Origin of the sequence: Rhizobium sp. NXC14, from assembly GCF_002117485.1 — a bacterium.
Classification (GTDB): Bacteria; Pseudomonadota; Alphaproteobacteria; order Rhizobiales; family Rhizobiaceae; genus Rhizobium.
Window position 1 is genome coordinate 834066 of sequence record NZ_CP021033.1, and the last position, 17279, is coordinate 851344.

At 60.1% G+C, this 17279-nt stretch carries 19 protein-coding genes and 1 pseudogene; 11 read left to right on the forward strand and 9 right to left on the reverse strand.

What is annotated here, in order from left to right; genetic code table 11:
• Positions 1-46: 46 nt before the first annotated feature.
• The 4 genes from NXC14_RS31935 to NXC14_RS31950 form a co-directional block, all read right to left on the reverse strand.
• Positions 47-1195, reverse strand: coding sequence for a major royal jelly family protein (locus tag NXC14_RS31935; protein ID WP_245362245.1), 1149 nt, complete (start codon positions 1193-1195; stop codon positions 47-49).
• Positions 1196-1327: 132 nt separating this feature from the next.
• Entirely contained in the window at positions 1328-2041 is a 714-nt protein-coding gene (locus NXC14_RS31940; RefSeq protein WP_085781969.1) for an SDR family oxidoreductase, read from the reverse strand.
• Positions 2042-2092: 51 nt separating this feature from the next.
• Positions 2093-2401 (reverse strand): putative quinol monooxygenase, encoded by a 309-nt coding sequence (locus NXC14_RS31945; protein WP_085782092.1) that lies wholly within the window; start codon positions 2399-2401, stop codon positions 2093-2095.
• A gap of 75 nt (positions 2402-2476) precedes the next feature.
• Positions 2477-3499 carry a zinc-binding alcohol dehydrogenase family protein gene (locus NXC14_RS31950; RefSeq protein ID WP_085781970.1) on the reverse strand — a complete coding sequence of 341 codons (1023 nt, stop codon included), beginning with the start codon at positions 3497-3499 and terminating at the stop codon, positions 2477-2479.
• A 115-nt stretch (positions 3500-3614) separates the two neighbouring features.
• On the opposite strand from NXC14_RS31950, the gene NXC14_RS31955 reads away from it, so the two are divergent.
• The 5 genes from NXC14_RS31955 to NXC14_RS31975 all read left to right on the forward strand — a co-directional run bounded on the left by NXC14_RS31955 (position 3615) and on the right by NXC14_RS31975 (position 7930).
• Positions 3615-4016 (forward strand): helix-turn-helix domain-containing protein, encoded by a 402-nt coding sequence (locus tag NXC14_RS31955; protein WP_085781971.1) that lies wholly within the window; start codon positions 3615-3617, stop codon positions 4014-4016.
• An 81-nt stretch (positions 4017-4097) separates the two neighbouring features.
• Entirely contained in the window at positions 4098-5060 is a 963-nt protein-coding gene (locus NXC14_RS31960) for a GlxA family transcriptional regulator (protein ID WP_085781972.1), read from the forward strand.
• Between the two features lie 138 nt (positions 5061-5198).
• Positions 5199-5738: a carboxymuconolactone decarboxylase family protein gene (locus NXC14_RS31965; RefSeq protein WP_085781973.1), complete on the forward strand. Its 540-nt coding sequence runs from the start codon at positions 5199-5201 to the stop codon at positions 5736-5738.
• 140 nt (positions 5739-5878) lie between these two features.
• Positions 5879-6637, forward strand: a complete 759-nt coding sequence (locus NXC14_RS31970) for an SDR family NAD(P)-dependent oxidoreductase (protein WP_085781974.1) — start codon at positions 5879-5881, stop codon at positions 6635-6637.
• Between the two features lie 60 nt (positions 6638-6697).
• A complete protein-coding gene (locus tag NXC14_RS31975) occupies positions 6698-7930 on the forward strand; it encodes an MFS transporter (protein ID WP_085781975.1) in 1233 nt (410 codons plus the stop codon).
• Positions 7931-8330: 400 nt separating this feature from the next.
• Here NXC14_RS31975 and NXC14_RS31980 read toward each other — a convergent pair whose 3' ends face one another.
• Positions 8331-8855, reverse strand: a complete 525-nt coding sequence (locus NXC14_RS31980) for an SDR family NAD(P)-dependent oxidoreductase (protein ID WP_085781976.1) — start codon at positions 8853-8855, stop codon at positions 8331-8333.
• 96 nt (positions 8856-8951) lie between these two features.
• Here NXC14_RS31980 and NXC14_RS31985 point away from each other — a divergent pair, with 96 nt between their 5' ends.
• A complete protein-coding gene (locus NXC14_RS31985; protein WP_085781977.1) occupies positions 8952-9851 on the forward strand; it encodes a LysR family transcriptional regulator in 900 nt (299 codons plus the stop codon).
• A gap of 262 nt (positions 9852-10113) precedes the next feature.
• Here NXC14_RS31985 and NXC14_RS31990 read toward each other — a convergent pair whose 3' ends face one another.
• A complete protein-coding gene (locus NXC14_RS31990; RefSeq protein WP_085781978.1) occupies positions 10114-10518 on the reverse strand; it encodes a helix-turn-helix domain-containing protein in 405 nt (134 codons plus the stop codon).
• A 123-nt stretch (positions 10519-10641) separates the two neighbouring features.
• Here NXC14_RS31990 and NXC14_RS31995 point away from each other — a divergent pair, with 123 nt between their 5' ends.
• From NXC14_RS31995 to NXC14_RS33825, 5 genes are all read left to right on the forward strand, one after another.
• Positions 10642-11625 carry an MDR family oxidoreductase gene (locus NXC14_RS31995; protein ID WP_085781979.1) on the forward strand — a complete coding sequence of 328 codons (984 nt, stop codon included), beginning with the start codon at positions 10642-10644 and terminating at the stop codon, positions 11623-11625.
• Between the two features lie 103 nt (positions 11626-11728).
• Positions 11729-12532, forward strand: a complete 804-nt coding sequence (locus NXC14_RS32000) for an SDR family NAD(P)-dependent oxidoreductase (protein ID WP_085781980.1) — start codon at positions 11729-11731, stop codon at positions 12530-12532.
• A 1-nt stretch (position 12533) separates the two neighbouring features.
• Positions 12534-13364 carry an alpha/beta hydrolase gene (locus NXC14_RS32005; protein ID WP_085781981.1) on the forward strand — a complete coding sequence of 277 codons (831 nt, stop codon included), beginning with the start codon at positions 12534-12536 and terminating at the stop codon, positions 13362-13364.
• 24 nt (positions 13365-13388) lie between these two features.
• On the forward strand, positions 13389-14108 hold the full coding sequence (locus NXC14_RS32010) for a hypothetical protein (protein WP_085781982.1): 720 nt from the start codon (positions 13389-13391) through the stop codon (positions 14106-14108).
• Between the two features lies 1 nt (position 14109).
• Complete coding sequence (locus NXC14_RS33825; protein ID WP_085781983.1) at positions 14110-14484, forward strand: heme-binding protein; 375 nt, start codon at positions 14110-14112, stop codon at positions 14482-14484.
• On the opposite strand, the gene istB is transcribed toward NXC14_RS33825, so the two are convergent.
• The 3 genes and pseudogenes from istB to NXC14_RS33240 all read right to left on the reverse strand — a co-directional run bounded on the left by istB (position 14481) and on the right by NXC14_RS33240 (position 17192).
• On the reverse strand, positions 14481-15215 hold the full coding sequence (gene istB / locus NXC14_RS32020; RefSeq protein WP_085777969.1) for an IS21-like element helper ATPase IstB: 735 nt from the start codon (positions 15213-15215) through the stop codon (positions 14481-14483). The genes NXC14_RS33825 and istB overlap by 4 nt on opposite strands.
• Positions 15157-16714: pseudogene (gene istA, locus NXC14_RS32025) on the reverse strand (IS21 family transposase). The gene istB and the pseudogene istA overlap by 59 nt, the downstream one beginning before the upstream one ends.
• Before the next feature lie 310 nt (positions 16715-17024).
• Positions 17025-17192: a hypothetical protein gene (locus tag NXC14_RS33240; protein WP_198175588.1), complete on the reverse strand. Its 168-nt coding sequence runs from the start codon at positions 17190-17192 to the stop codon at positions 17025-17027.
• Positions 17193-17279: the final 87 nt, after the last annotated feature.

Below are 17279 nucleotides of genomic sequence, written 5' to 3' on the forward strand. Positions count from 1 at the left end.
GAGGCCATCATCGCCGCTGGTCGCATGCAAAAGCCAATCAGGCAATCTACCTGTTCAACAGAACCGGGCCGCCGTCGATCTTGATGCGGAGCAGCTTGTAGGGCTTCTTGCGCATATCGACGCCCTGGTGGAAACCAGCCTGCTTGTCGAGTTGGTTGGCGGTAAAGTAGAGGTAGCCATCCGCCGCGATAGAGAGAGTATCCGCCCATTGGATCTCAGGGGAATGGACGAGCGTCGACCACTTGCCCTTGTCGAGCACCCGGATACTGTCATGCTCGTAGTCGCCGCCATAAACGCGGCCCTTGTCATCTGTTTCTAGCCCGTCGGAAGCGCCCTTCAAGCCAAGATCCTTCACCTTGGCGGCAAGCTGCTTTTCGCTGACGTTCTGGTCGAGAAGTGCGGCCGTCGGCACGGCGTAAAGATGGCGTCCAGATACCGCCGAATAGTATAGCGTTTCGCCGTCAGGAGAGATCGCAATTCCATCGCTGGCGATCTGAATTTTGGACGGCTTTCCATCTTTCGGACGGTTCATGAACTTCTGGCCGTCGATAAGAGCAATGAAATCCTTGTCAGCCGATGTGCTCGGATCTCCCGTCAGACGACGGAAGGCTTTACCGGACGCGAGATCGACAACAATGATGCCGCCGGGACCCGTCAGGGAGCTGTCGGTCACATAGGCGACACCCTCCGGACCCTTGGTCAGGTCGAAACGGATATCGTTCACATAAGTCGACTTGAGGATAACGTCGGCTGGGAAGACGATGGTCTTGACCACCCTATTGGTCGCGAGATCGACGGCGACCAGCTTGGCGCCGCCTTCAATCGGCGGCTTGAAACCGGGTGCCGCGGTGTCGAGGATCCACAGGCGGTTGGCAGGATCAACGACGACGCTCTGGACGCTGATCAGGCTCTTGGCCGGATTTTCCGGGTCCGCCTTGTTGATCTCTGCGTCGGGATAGGCCACCGCCTTACCGTTGATCAACTCCGCCACGGTGAACGGAACGTCGTCGCCCCAACGCGGATAGTTGATGAAGATGCGGCCGTCACGTGCGACGGTCACCCCGGTCGGCATCGCCTCGTTGAACGTCGCGACGGTTTCGAGCTTTGGCGCTTTATCTTCTGCAAAGGACTGGGTAGCGGGTAATGCGAGCATCAAGCCGGTGGTAGCCAGCAACAACAGCGTTTTCTTTATCATCAGGATCTCCATTAGAGCATAGCCCATCGATCCCTGGCCGAACGGGGAGCCGCTGGAGCCAGAGGGGCAAGATTCGAGACGGTTCGCACGGACAGGGTCCGTGCAAGGTTTGGTTTCAGTAAGAGCTAGACCTCACGCGATGGCGCCGCCGCCATCGACGCGGACATTCGAGCCAGTCGCAAACGGTGTTGCCATCAGGAAAAGCACCGCATTTGCAATGTCGGTCGACTTTCCGATCGTCTTTGCCGGCAGGTTCGCAGCCACCTTTGCGAACATTGCGTCCTTCGCGTCATGGTCCATCCTCGACCAGAGGGGCGTATCGATCAGCCCGGGCGACACCGTGTTCACCCGAACGGGCGAAAGCTCGAGTGCGAGGCCCCGTGCAAGGCTCTCGAGCGCGGCATTGATGGCGCCCTGCAGCACCGACGTGGCCGACGGTCGTTCACTCAGGAAACCCGAGATGAGCGTCAAGGTGCCACGTTCCGTGAACCGGGCAAGACGGGCCACCCGATAGGCGCCCCAGAACTTGCTCTCCATCGCCTGTTGCGCATCGGCAAGCGCAAGCTTGCGCACAGGTCCCGTGGGCGTCTGTGCCGCTGACACGACGATATGATCGAACGGCTCGTTTGCGCTGAAAAAAGCTTCGAGTGCGTTTTCGTCCGCTGTATCGAGAACCACCGATCGAGCCTGCGGTCCCAAGGACTTCAACGCTTCATCAAGCTTCGAACGCGACCGAGAGGCGATCGTGACGGCAGCACCGGCGGCGATGGCTGCTTCTGCCACCGCCAAGCCGATGCCCGAACTGCCGCCAACAACAAGGATGCGGCTGTTTGCGAGAGATGTCATGATATTTCCCTTCCTGCCTCACTCGGTCGTGAGCTCGGCAATATCTGGTTTTCAGAGGAGTTGCTGAAGGCGTTGCAGGTGCAACGGTTCCGCAAGAAGCACATCAAGACGGGCCGCTAGCGATTGGAATGGAGCCGCCTGCGCATGAGCCTCGAGAGCCGAGCCATCTCGCCAGCTTTCCAACATCACAGCTGAATTTGGGTCGTCGCGGTCCACGGTAAGATCGTAGAGCAGGCAGCCATCTTCCTTTCGCACATCCGGCACGATCGCCTTCAATGCATCAAAGAGCGCAGACCGCTGCTCCGGCTTTGCCTTTAACCTCGCAACGAGGTGAATCACCTCCGAAGCATTCTCATTCATCGTCCTGTCCTCTGTTAGGGTCACCACCGTCCGAATATCGGGGCGGAAAGACTGTTGACCTTCCGCCCCGGCTCTTCACTTGGCGCCGAAACCTTCCAGCACGAGCTTGCCTCTGGTCTTTCCACTTTCGACCGCGGCATGCGCCTTTTTCAAATTTGCGGCGTTTATGGGAGAAATCGTTTCGGTCACGGTTGTCCGGATCTTCCCCTCGTCGATCAGCCGGGAAACCTCGTTGAGCAGCTTGCCCTGTTCGGCAATGTCGGCGGTCTCGAAGATCGAACGCGTGAACATCAGCTCCCAGTGGATCGACGCTGCCTTGCGCTTGAAGCCAAGGACATCAAGGCCGTCCGGGTCGTCGATCAGACCGAAGCGGCCCTGCGGCGCGATGAGCTCGATAATCTCCTTCAGATGACGATGGGTCTCGGTCGTGGAGAAAACGAAGGCCGGCGCGCCGATACCGAGGGCGGCAACCTGTTCGGCAAGCGGCTTGGAATGGTCGATGACATGGTGAGCGCCGAGGGTCTTGACCCATTCCTGTGTTTCCGGGCGTGATGCCGTGGCAATGACCGTCACATTTGTCAGCGCCCGTACGAGCTGAATCGCAATCGAGCCGACGCCACCGGCACCGCCAATAATGACGATCGCGTTTGCCGCACCTGGCACGGGCTTGCGAATATCCAGCCGATCAAACAGCATCTCCCAGGCCGTGATGGCCGTCAGCGGTAAAGCTGCAGCTTCGGCATTGGATACCGTCTCCGGCTTGCGTCCAACGATCCGCTCATCGACGAGATGAAACTGACTGTTGGCGCCCGGACGGATCAGCGAGCCGGCATAAAAGACCTCGTCCCCGACCTTGAAGTCTTTCGCGTCAGGCCCGGCTTCGACCACCTTGCCGACGGCATCCCAGCCGAGAACCTTCCATTGACCCGCTTCCGGATTGGCACCCTTGCGAACCTTCGTATCGACCGGATTGACCGAAATCGCCTCGACCTCGACGAGAATGTCGCGGCCCGCCGGTACTGGACGGGGAAGTTCGATATCCTGCAAGGCATCGTCCCGTTCAATGGCGCCAGCTGTCTTGTAACCGATTGCTTTCATGGTTTGCTCCTTTGATGAAAGAGGGATTGCTGATTGATATGGATCCAAAATGATCTATATTCGTATTAGCGCAATACGCACAAAGAACGCACGTAGTATCAAAAAGGATACTGTTATGGCAAAGGCCAGACATTCCCGTTTCGATTGTTCTCCTGGCTGCTCGGTCGAGGCTGCGATTGGCCTCATCGATGGAAAATGGAAGTCGGTGGTTCTTTTCCACCTCCTGTCCGGCACGTTGAGGTTCAATGAACTCCGCAAGCATATCGCCAATGTCACGCCACGCATGTTGACCAATCAGTTGCGTGAGCTTGAGGACGATGGGCTGATCGAGCGCAAGGTCTATGCGCAGGTCCCGCCGAAGGTCGAATATAGCCTTTCGGAACTCGGCCGCAGCATGGAGCCGATCCTGCTTGCACTTAAATATTGGGGCGACGCCAACATAAGCCTTTACGGCAAGCCGCGTGGTCTCGATCCGCGGGAGGCGAAAGTTACCGAGCGTGGCGTGGCCCACGCCTGAGCACCCTCCGTCTCACCGAGGCGGAGATCAGCGGACCTCATCTAGCTTCTCCATCAATAACGGCTCAAGGCGGCAGTCGATATGCGACGCGTTGGTTTCATCATGGAAGACGGCTTCCAGGTCATGGGCATGGCCGCTCTGACCGCTTTCGAATTCGCCAATGAAGCACTTGGCGGGGAGATGTATCGCCTGACGGTGATGTCCGAAAAGGGCGGCACGATCCGCTCGTCACTCGGCATCCGTATCGAGACCGAACCGCTCGGCGATTATCCCGATACGCTGATGGTGGTCGGAGAACTCTTTCCCAAGCCGGCCTCCCCGACGCTGCTTGCCTATATTCGTGATGCCGCGATCCAGTCGCGTCGCGTCGCCGGTGTCTGCACCGGAGCTTTCCTTCTGGCCGAAGCCGGCTTACTCGATGGTCGCACCGCGACAACACACTGGGCCCATGCCCGGACGTTGCGAGAGCGCTATCCTTCAATAGCAGTCGATGAAGACAGGATCTTCGTCCATGACGGCAATATCTGGACGTCTGCCGGTATGAGCGCTGCCATCGACCTGACGCTCGCCATGATCGAGGATGATCACGGTGCTGAACTCTCACGTCTCATCGCCCGCAAGATGGTTGTCTATCATCGCAGGCCGGGGGGCCAATCGCAGTTTTCCGCTTTGCTGGAACTCGAGCCCCGTTCGGATCGGGTGCGTCGTGCCCTCATTTATGCCAAGGAGAACCTTCGCAATCCGCTGACCGTCGAGGAACTGGCGGAAGCAGCGAGCCTCAGCCCGCGCCAATTCAGCCGTCTGTTTCGTGACGAGACGGGGCAATCCCCGGCAAAGGCAGTTGAACGCCTGCGGCTGGAGGCAGCGAAAGCCATGCTGGAAGACGGTCGCCACCCGATGGATATTGTGGCAAGGGATACCGGCTTCGCTGACCGGGACCGCATGCGCCGTGCGTTCTTGCGCTTCTTCGGGCAGCCACCACAAACCCTTCGTCGCAGCCTCCAGCTGATCGAAGGTGGATGTACGGAAGAATTCGCCGCCTGAAGTTCCCAAATTGGTCGATCCGATCACGATGTGGGCTCGACGCGCCAAAAGCGATTATCAGCAATTATCGGCAGCGCGAAGTTACAATCTTGACGCTCTCCTCCCGGGGATTATCGCCTCGGTTCAAGGAGACCAATCATGTCAGCAATTTCAGCACTTTCAGACAATGAAGTAACACCGCATGTGGCAGAGGTCTTTGCCTCGGCAAAGGCCGCGATGGGGAAGGTTCCCAACCTCTATCGGGTTCTCGCCCATGCGCCGGCCGCACTCGACGTCTATACCGGTTCCAAGGGGTTTCTGCGCGACGGCGTCCTTTCCCCTGCGGCGCAGGAGCAGATCGCTATCGCCATCGCAACCGCAAACGGCTGTGATTATTGTCTCGCCGCCCATACTGGCGGCGCACGCGCGGCCGGGGTCAGCGCCGAGGATCGAGGCAATGCCCAGCAGGGACGAACGTCGGATCCGAAAACCCAGGCCATTCTGGAGCTCGCTCTGGCAATCAACGCCACTCATGGACAGGGAGCGGCTCCAGCGCTTGAGGCAGCCAAAGCTTACGGCCTGACCGACGCGGAAATCCTTGAGACGATCGCTCACGTGGCGGTCAACATCCTCACCAACAGCGTCAACAACACCGTCGGCACAGTCCTCGATTTCCCGAAGGTCGAACGGGTCGCCTGACGCAGTTCTTCATCCCGATCATGCGAGCTGCATGTCCTAAAATGACGTTTAGTTGTCATTTGAGCCGTCCAAACGCTGAGGCATGATCTTCCCATCGAAACACCGCTTCTACCCAAAGCCAGAATCCAAGGAGAGCTTTCATGCAACTTGAGAACAATACGATCTTCATCACGGGCGGCACGTCCGGCATTGGCCGCGCATTGGCGGAGTCCTTTCAGCGCCTCGGTAACAAGGTCATCATTGCTGGCCGCCGCAAGGCCCTGCTCGACGAGGTGACAGCAGCCAATCCCGGTATGGAAGGCGTCGAGCTCGATATCGCCGATCCAGCAGATATCGAGCGCGTCGCAGGACGGCTGATCCGCAACTATCCGGCGCTGAACGTCCTCGTCAACAATGCCGGCATCATGCCGTTCGACGACGCCGGCGGAAAGATCGATGACGCGCAATCGCGGCGGATCATCGACACCAACCTGCTCGGCCCGATCCGCCTGACTTCGGCGCTGATCGATCATCTTAAGGCTCAGCCGAAGGCGACGATCATCCATAACACATCGGTTCTGGCCTATCTGCCGCTCGCCTCCACCGCTGTCTATTCCGCCACCAAGGCGGCGCTGCATTCCTACGCTCTGTCGCAGCGTTTCCAGCTGCGTGGCACCAATGTCAGCGTCCAGGAAATCGCGCCGCCATGGGTCGATACCGATCTGATCAAGAAGAGCGGCGATCCCCGCGCAATGCCGCTCGACATCTTCATCGAGAAGACGATGAAGGGTCTCGGTACCGAAGCCGAGGAGATCTATGTCGAGGAGATCAAGGCGATCCGCGACAATCCCGGCAGCGGAGAGCACGCGCTGTTCAACGCCTTCAACGAATCGCTGATCTCAAACCCGATCCCCGTCTGACACGGCAGGCCGGGGCCCGGTTGCCGAGAAGGCAGCCGGGCCATTTGGCTGGAGGTTACGATGCTACAGAAACATGACCTGAAATCCGCCACCCCCGTGAACAGTGATGATCTGCACCCATCCGAGCCATCGATGTTGCCGGCTTGGTTCCTGGCACTTGGCACCTTCGCGATTGGCACCGAGGGTTTCATGATCGCCCCACTGTTGCCGACCATCTCAGCCGATCTCGGCATGAGCCTGTCGGCAACCGCCATGCTGGTTGTGGTCTTTACCCTGGTACTGTCCCTCAGCTCACCGGTCGCAACGGTCGCGACCGGCAGTTTGCGTCGGCGGGACACACTGCTGCTTGCCATGACGCTATTCACCGCCGGCAATCTGATCGCGGCCTTCGCGCCCGGCTTTGGCACGCTGATATTTGCCCGCATCCTGATGGCGGTCGCCGCCGGTCTCTATGCGCCGAACGCCAATGCGCTTGCCGGGATGATCGTACCCTCAGAAAAACGGGGACGCGCGCTTGCGATCGTCAGCGGTGGAATGACGATCGCGATCGCGCTCGGCCTGCCCCTTGGTTCGATCATCGGCCATACATTTGGCTGGCGCTCGACCTTTTTCATGGTCGCCGGCATGGGAGCTATCGCGATCATCGGCATCCTGACAGGAGTCGGACGTAATGCGGGAGCCCATATGGCGATCGCGAGCCTGAGTGAACGGATCAGCGTCATCCGCCAAGCGCCCGTATTGAAACTCCTGTCGGTGACGCTGTTCTGGTCGATGGGTGCCTATACGGCCTACCCTTACATCGCACCCTATCTCTCCAAGACGCTCGGCTTCGCCGACAGAGGTATTGCGGCAACCGTCACGCTCTGGGGCGTATTCGCGGCACTGGGCGTCTTCACCGGCGGTGCACTCAACGATCGGTTTGGATCGCTCAAGGTCGCGAATCTCTCCCTCGTCGCGCTCGCCCTCTCCTTCGCCATCCTCGCAGTTGCAACGAGGGTGCCGGGTTTGGCTGCGGTTCTTCTGGTACTTCTCGCCGTCGCCGGATGGGGTTTCAGTGTCTGGTCCTTCTTTCCCGCGCAGATGGCGCGTCTGATCGTTGCAGGCGGGCACGCTCACGCTTCCGTCGCCCTCTCGCTCAACTCTTCCACTATGTATCTCGGCTTTTCCATCGGCAGCGCTATCGGCGCCGGGATCATCGCGATTGGCGATGTCTGGATGATCGGTGCTGCGGCCGCCGTGATGGAACTCGTCGCCGTGACTCTGGACGAAATCTGGAGACGCAGACAATCCTGACGGGAACGACGTAGAACCAGAGATGGCGCCACGGCAGACGTATGCAGTGGCGCCATCAGTAGGGAGTAAGCTCGCATATCCGATGGGGATTACGTGAAATCTGTCCACGAGGCCGAGAGTCGTTGGTTCTCGACTTGGTTCAGCCTCTGGGACAGGGCAGTCGTGATATTGGTGTAAGCATCGCTACCCAAAACCAGCCGTAGAGCCTCCGTGGAATTGTCGGTTGCTTCGATAATCGCGGCTGCAATCTTTGTCGGGTCGCCGATGGGGTTGCGAGCAGGATCTCGCAGGACCGATCCGAGAGAGGCGATGGGAGTTTGATCATATCCCGGAGGCGTGTCCGACAGATGCTCGGCTGCAGCGCCGCGGAAGGATGTGCGCGCCGCACCAGGCTCTACGATCAACACCCGAAGCCCAAAGGAGCCGATATCCTTAGAAAGCGATTCAAAATAGCCTTCGATCCCCCATTTGCTCGCATGGTAAGCGGATGCTCCGGGATGCGTGGCCTGGCCCCATAACTTGAAATCGCGACGATCGTCCCCTTCCCTTGAGCCCGCATATGCGGCAGAGCATGCTTGGTGAGCAACATGGGGGCGATCAGATTGACTTCGAGTTGCCGCCGCAAGTGCTCTTCCTCTATGCCCTCCGCGGCACCAAAGAGGCCGTAGCCGGCGTTGTTGACGAGGACGTCGATCTCGCCAAACCGCGTGACCGCGGCTTCGATGACATCCGCAAATCGCGGAGCACCATCGGCAAGATCTAGCGCCTCAACCGCAAGCGTATCAGGATATTGCGCAATCAGCTCCTGCAGGCCCGACGTGCTGCGGGCAGTCCCGAAAACGAAGTGCCCGGCCGCAAGCAGCTGCTCGGCTAGCGCCCGTCCCAGCCCGCGGCCAATTCCAGTAATGAACCAAACTTTATGCATTTCAGAGGTCCTCACATTTGTAATGTCCTCTCAAATACCGACGAGGTTTATAAAGGAGAATTGCACAGTGCTGGATAGACTGTTAGCAATCTGGCCATGAATGAGAAGCCGACCTTCGCTGAACTTGGCGCGTTCCTCGCTGCCGCGCGCCATCGGAACTTTCGTAAAGCGGCCGACGAACTCGGCATTGCGCCATCGACGCTCAGTCATTTCATTCGACGCCTTGAGGAGCGTCTTGAGACACGTCTCCTTCACAGAAGCACACGAAGCGTATCTCTGACGGCGGCCGGGGAAGCCCTTTCCAGCCGGCTGTCCCCGCTGATCCACGATCTGGATGAAGCATTGGTGGAGGCGGCAAATATTAAGAACAGTCCGCGCGGCGTTCTGCGCGTGTTGGCATCCGATGTCGTGGCGACTCTCCTGATGGAAGAGGTTGTTCCGGCCTTCCTCAACGAGTTCCCCCACGTACAGCTCGAACTGGTCGCAAACTCCGGCTTTGTTGACATCGTGGCGGAGGGTTTTGATGCGGCATTCAGGCTGGGCGATGACATCCCCAAGGACATGATTGCTCTGAAGTTCGGGGAAATGTCGCGGATGCGGGTCGTAGGATCGCCGAATTATTTGAAGGGCCGCAGCCTTCCTTCGTCGCCAGAAGAATTGGAAGGTTTAGACTGTATTCGATCCAGACCCGCGAGCGGTGTTCCCTATCGCTGGGAGTTTGAAAAGGGCGGTAAAAGAATTTCTGTCGAGCCCAATGGGGCGCTTACGGTCAATCGATCGGAGCTTGCTCTCCAAGCTGCCCTCCGGGGCATGGGAGTTTCCTACATTCCGGAGAGACTTTGCAGAGGTCATCTGGAGACGGGCGCCTTGGTGTCTCTGTTAGACGGCTGGTCCCCACCATACGAAGGGCTGTGCCTCTATTATCCGGGCCACCGGCTCGTCCCGCCAGCGCTGAGAGCATTCATCAGCGTGGTCAAAAAGGTAGGCCTGACGTGAAGGTTAGTGCTTTGACGGCACTCGAACAGTCGACCCCGTCGTTCAGTCGTTATGCTCGCGCCGAAATTCCCTGTAGGGAAGCTACTTGCTCTCGGGGATGGCCGAAATGGAGATATGAGTAGCCCCCCTGCTTCGGAGCCGAAAGGTCGTGCAAACCGACTCGAGAACACACCGAGGATACGGTTAGCGATCGTCGACTTGCTATAGGGTGCGGAACGCGGTTACCATTTCTCGAAGACAAATCTTTTCCCACATCCAGCTCCTACTCCGCCGCCTCGGGCATCGCGGCGGTGACGCCGCTCTCAGCCGGGCACGACGGCACGAGTTCCGACAATCGCTGCTGGTATGCTCGGAACTCGTTCCCCCAGTCGCGCAGGCTGCCGATGATCGGCGCGACCGAACGTGCCAGATCCGTCGCCTCGTATTCAACGCGCGGCGGAACCTCGGGATAGACCTGGCGGGTAATCATGCCATCGGCTTCGAGTTCGCGGAGCTGCTGGGTCAGAACACGCTGCGTCGCGTCAGGGATCAGCCGGCTCAGCTCCATGAACCGCTTCTTGCCCATCAGCAGATTGACGAGGATTGTGGGCTTCCAGAGACCACCGATGACCGACATGGTGAGTTCGGCGGCACATCCGCTCTTCGGCTCAAGACGCTTGGGTCTCACGACAGGGTCTCCTTCAAGCCTTACTTACATTTATGGAAGTATAGGCGTTAAATGTGCATTCTTTCAATGATTTCCGCGTGCGCTTAAGTGTGGATCACGAGCTTCACGAACAAGGAAACATCGATGACTTTCCGGGCAATCGTCGCAAGACAGCATGGCGGCCGCGTGATCGCGACGGTCGAGACGGTGGAAGACGACGTACTGACGGCGGGCGACGTCACCGTGTCGGTCGAATGGTCCAACGTCAACTACAAGGATGCGATCGCGCTTGCGGGGCAGAAGATCATCCAGACGTTCCCGCTGATCCCTGGTATCGACTTCGCAGGCACCGTCGAGAGTACAGACGATCCTCGTTTCAAAGCCGGCGACAAGGTGGTCGCCACCGGCTGGGACCTGAGCCAGACGCATCACGGCGGGTTCGCGCAAAAGGCCCGCGTCCCCGCGGACTGGCTAGTGAAGCTCGCGCCCTCCATCTCGACACGGGACGCCATGGCGATCGGGACGGCAGGGTTCACCGCCATGCTGAGCGTGCTTGCGCTGGAGCATGGCGGCATCTCGCCCGAGAAGGGCGAGCTTCTCGTGACGGGCGCCTCCGGCGGTGTCGGCTCGATCGCGATCGCTCTGCTCTCGAAGCTTGGCTACCGTGTCGCCGCGTCCACAGGCAAGGCCGAAGAGGAACGGTATCTAAGAGATCTCGGAGCGACGACGGTAATCGATCGAAACACGCTGAGCGCCGAAGGGCCGCCGATCTCCAGCGAACGCTGGGCGGGCGCCATCGACGCCGTCGGCGGGCATTCACTGGCGAACATCCTCGCGCAGACCGCATACGGTGGAGTCGTGACCACGTGCGGCTTCGTCGGTGGGAGAGATCTACCCGCATCGGTTCTCCCGTTCATCCTTCGCGGCGTCACGCTTGCAGGGATAGACTCGGTCAGAGCGCCGCTCTGCGTCCGTGAGCGGGCGTGGCAGCGGCTCGCAACGGATCTCGATCTTGAGAAGCTCTCCAGCACGATCTCCGTCGTCGGGCTTGCCGACGTCGGAACCGTTGCCCGAGACATGCTCTCGGGCAAGGTGCGGGGACGAACGTTGGTCGACGTCGGCAGCTAACAGCCCGACAGAACGCGAATCCTACAATACACGCGAGAGCGTAACCGGCTCTTTAGACGCCGGGACGGCGCTCGTGCGCCTACGAAACAAATGGAGAAAGACAATGGCAGATGGACTTGGAACTGCACTGGTCACCGGGGCGTCCGGCGGTATCGGCGCGGTCTATGCCGACCGGCTGGCGAGGCGCGGGTATGACCTCGTACTGGCCGCACGCGACCGGTCGAAGATGGAGGCGATCTCCAGTCGGTTGAAGGACACCGGCACGACGATCGAGGTGCTGGCCGCGGACCTGACAAGACCGGAGGATCTCGATGCAGTCGAGACCAGACTGGCAGCAGGCGATGTCTCGCTCCTCGTCAACAATGCGGGCATGTCGTTGAACGGCAGCCTGCTGGAGAACGGCCCCGAAGAGATCTCGCGAATCATCGCCCTCAATATTACCGCGCCTGCGCGACTGGCCGCGGCGGCCGCCAAGGCATTCGTCGCCAAGGGCCACGGTGCCGTCGTCAACATCGCCTCGGTTCTCGCCCTCGCACCTGAACGCTACGACGGCATCTACAGCGGCTCAAAGTCGTTTCTGCTCAATCTTAGCCAGTCGATGACGGCGCATTACTCCGACAAGGGCGTTTATACACAGGCCGTCCTTCCCGGTGCGACGCGGACGGAGCTCTGGGAACGGTCGGGCAAGGACGTCAACTCGTTCCCGATCGAGATGTTGATGGAGGTCGAGGATCTCGTGGACGCTGCGCTGGTCGGTTTCGACCGGCGCGAGCCTGTCACGATCCCTCCTCTCCCGGACGAAGCCCCGTGGAAGGCGATGCAGCAGGCCCGCATGTCGATGGCGCCAAACCTCTCCCGGCGCGCCGTCGCCGAACGATACCTTTCCTCCCAGACCGAAAGCGCATGACATGACAGACAAGCTTGAAACTGCACCCACCCGATATGTCGAAGCAGGTGGCATCCGCTTTGCCTACCGCCGCCTTGGACCGGATACTGGAACGCCGCTTATACTTCTGCAGCACTTCACCGGGACAATGGACGCCTGGGATCCAGCCGTCGTGAACGCACTGGCTGCGGATCGAACCGTCGTCGTCTTCGACAACGCTGGTGTCGGCTCCTCCTCGGGCACTGTGCCGGATAACGTCGAACAGCAGACGCGTGACGCAGAAGCCTTCATCTCCGCGCTCGGCTTCAAGCAGGTCGACCTTCTCGGCTTCTCGCTCGGCGGGTTCCTCGCCCAGGTCATGGCTGCCCGGACGACGGTGAAGGTGCGGCGGCTGATTATCGCTGGCTCCGCACCAAAAGGAGGCGAAGAACATCTCCTTCAGGTTGTCGAGGAGGCCTTCGCGAAGAACGCCCGAGACGTCCGGCTAGCGCTGTTCTTCACGCCGTCGGAGCAGAGCCAGCGGGCAGGCGAAGCGTTCGTCGAGCGCGCTCTTGCACGGACCAAAGACCGTGATTCCGACAGCAGTGAGGACGTCAGCAATCCGCAGGCGGCTTCGATCATCAGCTGGTGCGCGGAAAAGGACCCGGAACACGCATCCCTAAAAGCCATCCAGCAGCCGACGCTCATCGTCCACGGTAGCGACGACACGATGTTTCCGTCCATCAACGCCTACGAGATGTTCAAGGCGATGACCTCGGCGACGCTCGTCATCTACCCGGACTCCGGCCACGGTGCGCTTTTCCAGTACCCCGAAACCTTCGTCTCCCACGTGAAGACCTTCCTCGACGCCTGATCGTCGACAATCAAGGAAACAGACATGAATTCGCTTGCGCAGAAGATCGTCGATGCCCATGGCGGCCTCGACACCTGGAATAGATATTCGTCGCTGACGGCGCACCTGAAGCAGGGCGGCGCGCTCTGGGCCCTGAAGGGCCAGAGCGGAAAGCTCGACGAGACGAACGTCACCGTCGGCCTCCGCGAGGAGTGGGCCTCCCATTCTCCGCTCGGGCCCGACAAGAAGGTCACCCGCTTCGAACCCGGTCTGGTCATCATCAAGGATTCACAAGGCTCGGTGCTCGAGTCGCTTCCAGATCCTCGCTCCTCGTTCGAAGGCCATTCGCTCGAGACGGCCTGGACCGAGCCGCAGCTTGCCTACTTCGCCGGCGTCGCGATGTGGACCTACCTCAACGTGCCGTTCCTTCTTGCCGCGCCGGGCGTCGTCAGCGAGCAGCTCGAAGACTGGCAGGAGAACGGCGAGACCTGGCAAAGGCTCAAGGTGACGTTCCCTTCGACAATCGCAACGCACAGTACGGTCCAGGCCCTCTATGTCGGCGCCGACGGCCTTCTGAAGCGTCATGATTACGACGTCGAGATTGCCGGGAACACGCCGGGAGCGCACTATATCGGCGGCTACCTTGAGGTGCAGGGCTTGAAGTTCCCAACCGAACGCCGGATCTATCCGCGCCAGCCGGACGGGCAGCGCGTGCCTGAACCGCTCGTCGTGTCAATCGACCTCTCCGAGATCAGACTGACCTGACATGGCCAGCACCATTGATCTTGCGGCAGCGCGCGACATGATCGCCGTGGCCGAAGTCCGCGCGGCGAAGATCGGAGTTCGTGCCAGCATCGTCGTCCTCGACCATGGCGGCGACTTCGTCGCCATGGCTCGGATGGATGGCGCATGGGCGGGCGCTTTCGACCTCGCTATCGGGAAGGCTCGCACGTCTCGGGCCTTCCAGGCGCCCTCCTCCGCCTTCGTGCCGCTCATCTGTCAATCGGCGTCCAAAATTCACCCCTTATCGGCATCCAATTTTGACCCCCTTGGTGGTGTAGATCAGCACTTGGCCTGCCCGGCGCTGGCCGGGGTTGCAGAGGGTAGGCCAAGTGCGGGTGATGATCGTCTTCGGCTTTAGCTTTGAGAGCGGTTCTTGAAGCGCCAGGACTCGTTTCCGGTTTCGACAATCTCGCAATGATGGGTCAGACGATCCAGAAGTGCTGTCGTCATTTTGGCGTCGCCGAACACCGTCGGCCATTCGCCGAACGCCAGGTTCGTGGTGACGATGATCGACGTGTGTTCGTAGAGCCTGCTGATCAGATGGAACAGGAGCTGACCGCCTGCCTGGGCAAATGGCAGATAGCCGAGTTCGTCGAGGATGATGAAGTCGAGACGGTTGAGGTAGTCGGCCGTCCGACCTTGCTTGCCGCTGCGCGTTTCCGTTTCCAACCGATTGACCAGATCGACGACGTTGAAGAAGCGCCCGCGTGTTCCGTTGCGGATCAGTGCACGGGCAATCGCGATGGCGAGATGGCTCTTCCCGGTTCCGGTGCCGCCGACGAGGACGACGTTGCGTTGATCGGCGACGAAGGTGCCGGTGGCCAATTCCCGCACCAGGGATTCATTGACGGGCGTATCAGCGAAGTCGAAGTCGTCGATGTCTTTGGCAAGCGGCAGCTTGGCGATGCTGAGCTGGTAGCGAATGGAGCGTGCCTGCTTTTCGGCGATCTCCGACTGCAATAGATCGCCGACGATGCGGGGCGGTTCGTGCTGCCGCTTGATGCCGTTACCCATGACCTCGTCGTAAGCGCTACGCATTCCATAGAGCTTCAGCGTGCTCATGAGTTCGAGAACCTGCGTGCGTTCCATCAACTTGCCCTCCTGAGGCTGTCATAGCGTGCGCAGTCGGCGACCGGTTCATGGGTCAGACGCAGCGCATCCGGGGTTTGCAGAGCTGCGGCCGGAGCCGGATCACGGCTGCGGGCCAGAATATTGATGATCACCGAGGCCGAGCAGACGCCCTGATCCAAAGCCTCCTGGCAGGCAGCATCGACAGCCGCCAGACCGTCCGCCGGAACGCAGCCGAGGATGGTGACCATTTGCCGATCACCGTCATAGACGCTCTTCAGCCGCCTGCGCACTTTCTCCATCGCTGCGGGCAAAACCCATTCGCGGAAAGGCGCCCCGTTGCGCAAAGCGCCAGGTTTGCGAGCTAGAACAGGTACATAATGCCAAGGATCGTAGATCGTCTCGCCACGACCAAAGCAGCGCTGATGCTCACCGACGTTCACCCCGTCCTGCCTGATGACGATCTTCTCGGCATAGGCGTGAACCTCGACAGGGCGGCCGACCGCCGTTGAGAGGACGGAGTATTTGTTGTTGTCGAAGCGGACGGTGCAGGTCTTCGACACGGAGGCCGGGACGCAGTGGAAACCGTCGAACGGTCCAACGTAATGCACCAGGCTGCCGCGCTCCTCCTCGAACACCTGCCAGATCATCCGCTCCGTCTGCTCGGGATGGCGATGTGCCTTGGCGTAGGCGATGCATTTATCGAGCAGCCAGACGTTCAGCTCTTCCAGGCTTTTGACGCGAAGGCGTGGGGTGAAGAAGCGTTCGCGCACGAGACCAACCTGGTTCTCGACCTGTCCCTTCTCCCATCCGGATGCAGGCGTGCAGGCAACGGGATGGACCAGATAGTGGCTGCACATCTGCAGGAAGCGGCGATTGTATTGTCGCTCCTTTCCAACGAACACCGCTTCGACCGCCGTCTTCATGTTGTCGTAGATGCCGCGCGTGCAGGTGCCACGGAAGAAGGCGAAGGCCTTGTCATGCGCGTCGAACACCATCTCCTGGCTCTCGCGCATGTAGGCCCGGACAAACATCATCCGGCTGTGGCAGAGCCGGACATGGGCGACCTTGACGGTCGTCGTCACGCCGTTGACCAGAATGATCTCGTGGCTCCAGTCGAACTGGTAAGCCTCACCTGGAGCGTAATAGAGAGGCACATAGGCTTCCGCCGTCACTGCTCCCCGGTTCTTCGCCCAGGTCTTGGCGTATCGCCGGATCGCGTCATAACTGCCATCGTAGCCGAGTGCCCGAACCTCCTCGTAAATCCGGATCAACGTCAGCCGCTCGCGCGACGGCTTGCCCTCATTGGCTGTCAGAAACCGCTCAATCTCCGCCTTCCAGGCTCCGATCCTTGGCAACGGTTGCCGTTCTCGTTCATAGGTAAAATCCGTCTCGTCGGAACGCAGTATCTTGCGAACCGTGTTGCGCGACACATGAAGTTCCCGGACGATCTTCTTCACGGACCAGCCCTGCACATGGAAGGCCCGTCGAACACGCGCAATCGTATCCACTCGCTTCAACTCCCGCTCCATCCGCCGCTAAAAGCCGGATGGTCAGATGAAATCTGAGGGGGGTCAAAATTGGACGCCGATTACCCCGCCAAGGGGGTCAAATTTGCACGCCGGAACACAGGCGGGGCAGCAATGCCCCGCTGCTACCCGACTTTGCTGGAGTAAATTAGGACGTCAGAGAGAGAAGAGACCCGCGGGCCCGCAGGGGACGCGACCGTATCCGGCGTGAGCCGGCGGGAGTGTCGAGGGATGAAATCCCTGACAGCCTGGCGGCCGGTCGATCCGGCCGCCAGGTCACGAACTCGGCAAGAAGCCTCCGTCAGAACGGAGGCTCGGCGTCGATGCGGCCATCCTGCTCGGCCCAGATCACCTCGCGCTCCGCCAGCGCCAGTTCGAGTTCGTTCTCGATCTGGCGGCGCTCGGCGGGATCGGCGTTCCGCAACTCGGCGCTGAGCAGTTCGATCATTTCGTCGATGCAAGCGGTCATTGTCGTCTCCTTGACGTTGTGAAAGGCGACGCCCGCGGTCATGGCGGGATGGAGGGGTCAAGGATTGCGGACGCAACCGGCGGAGCC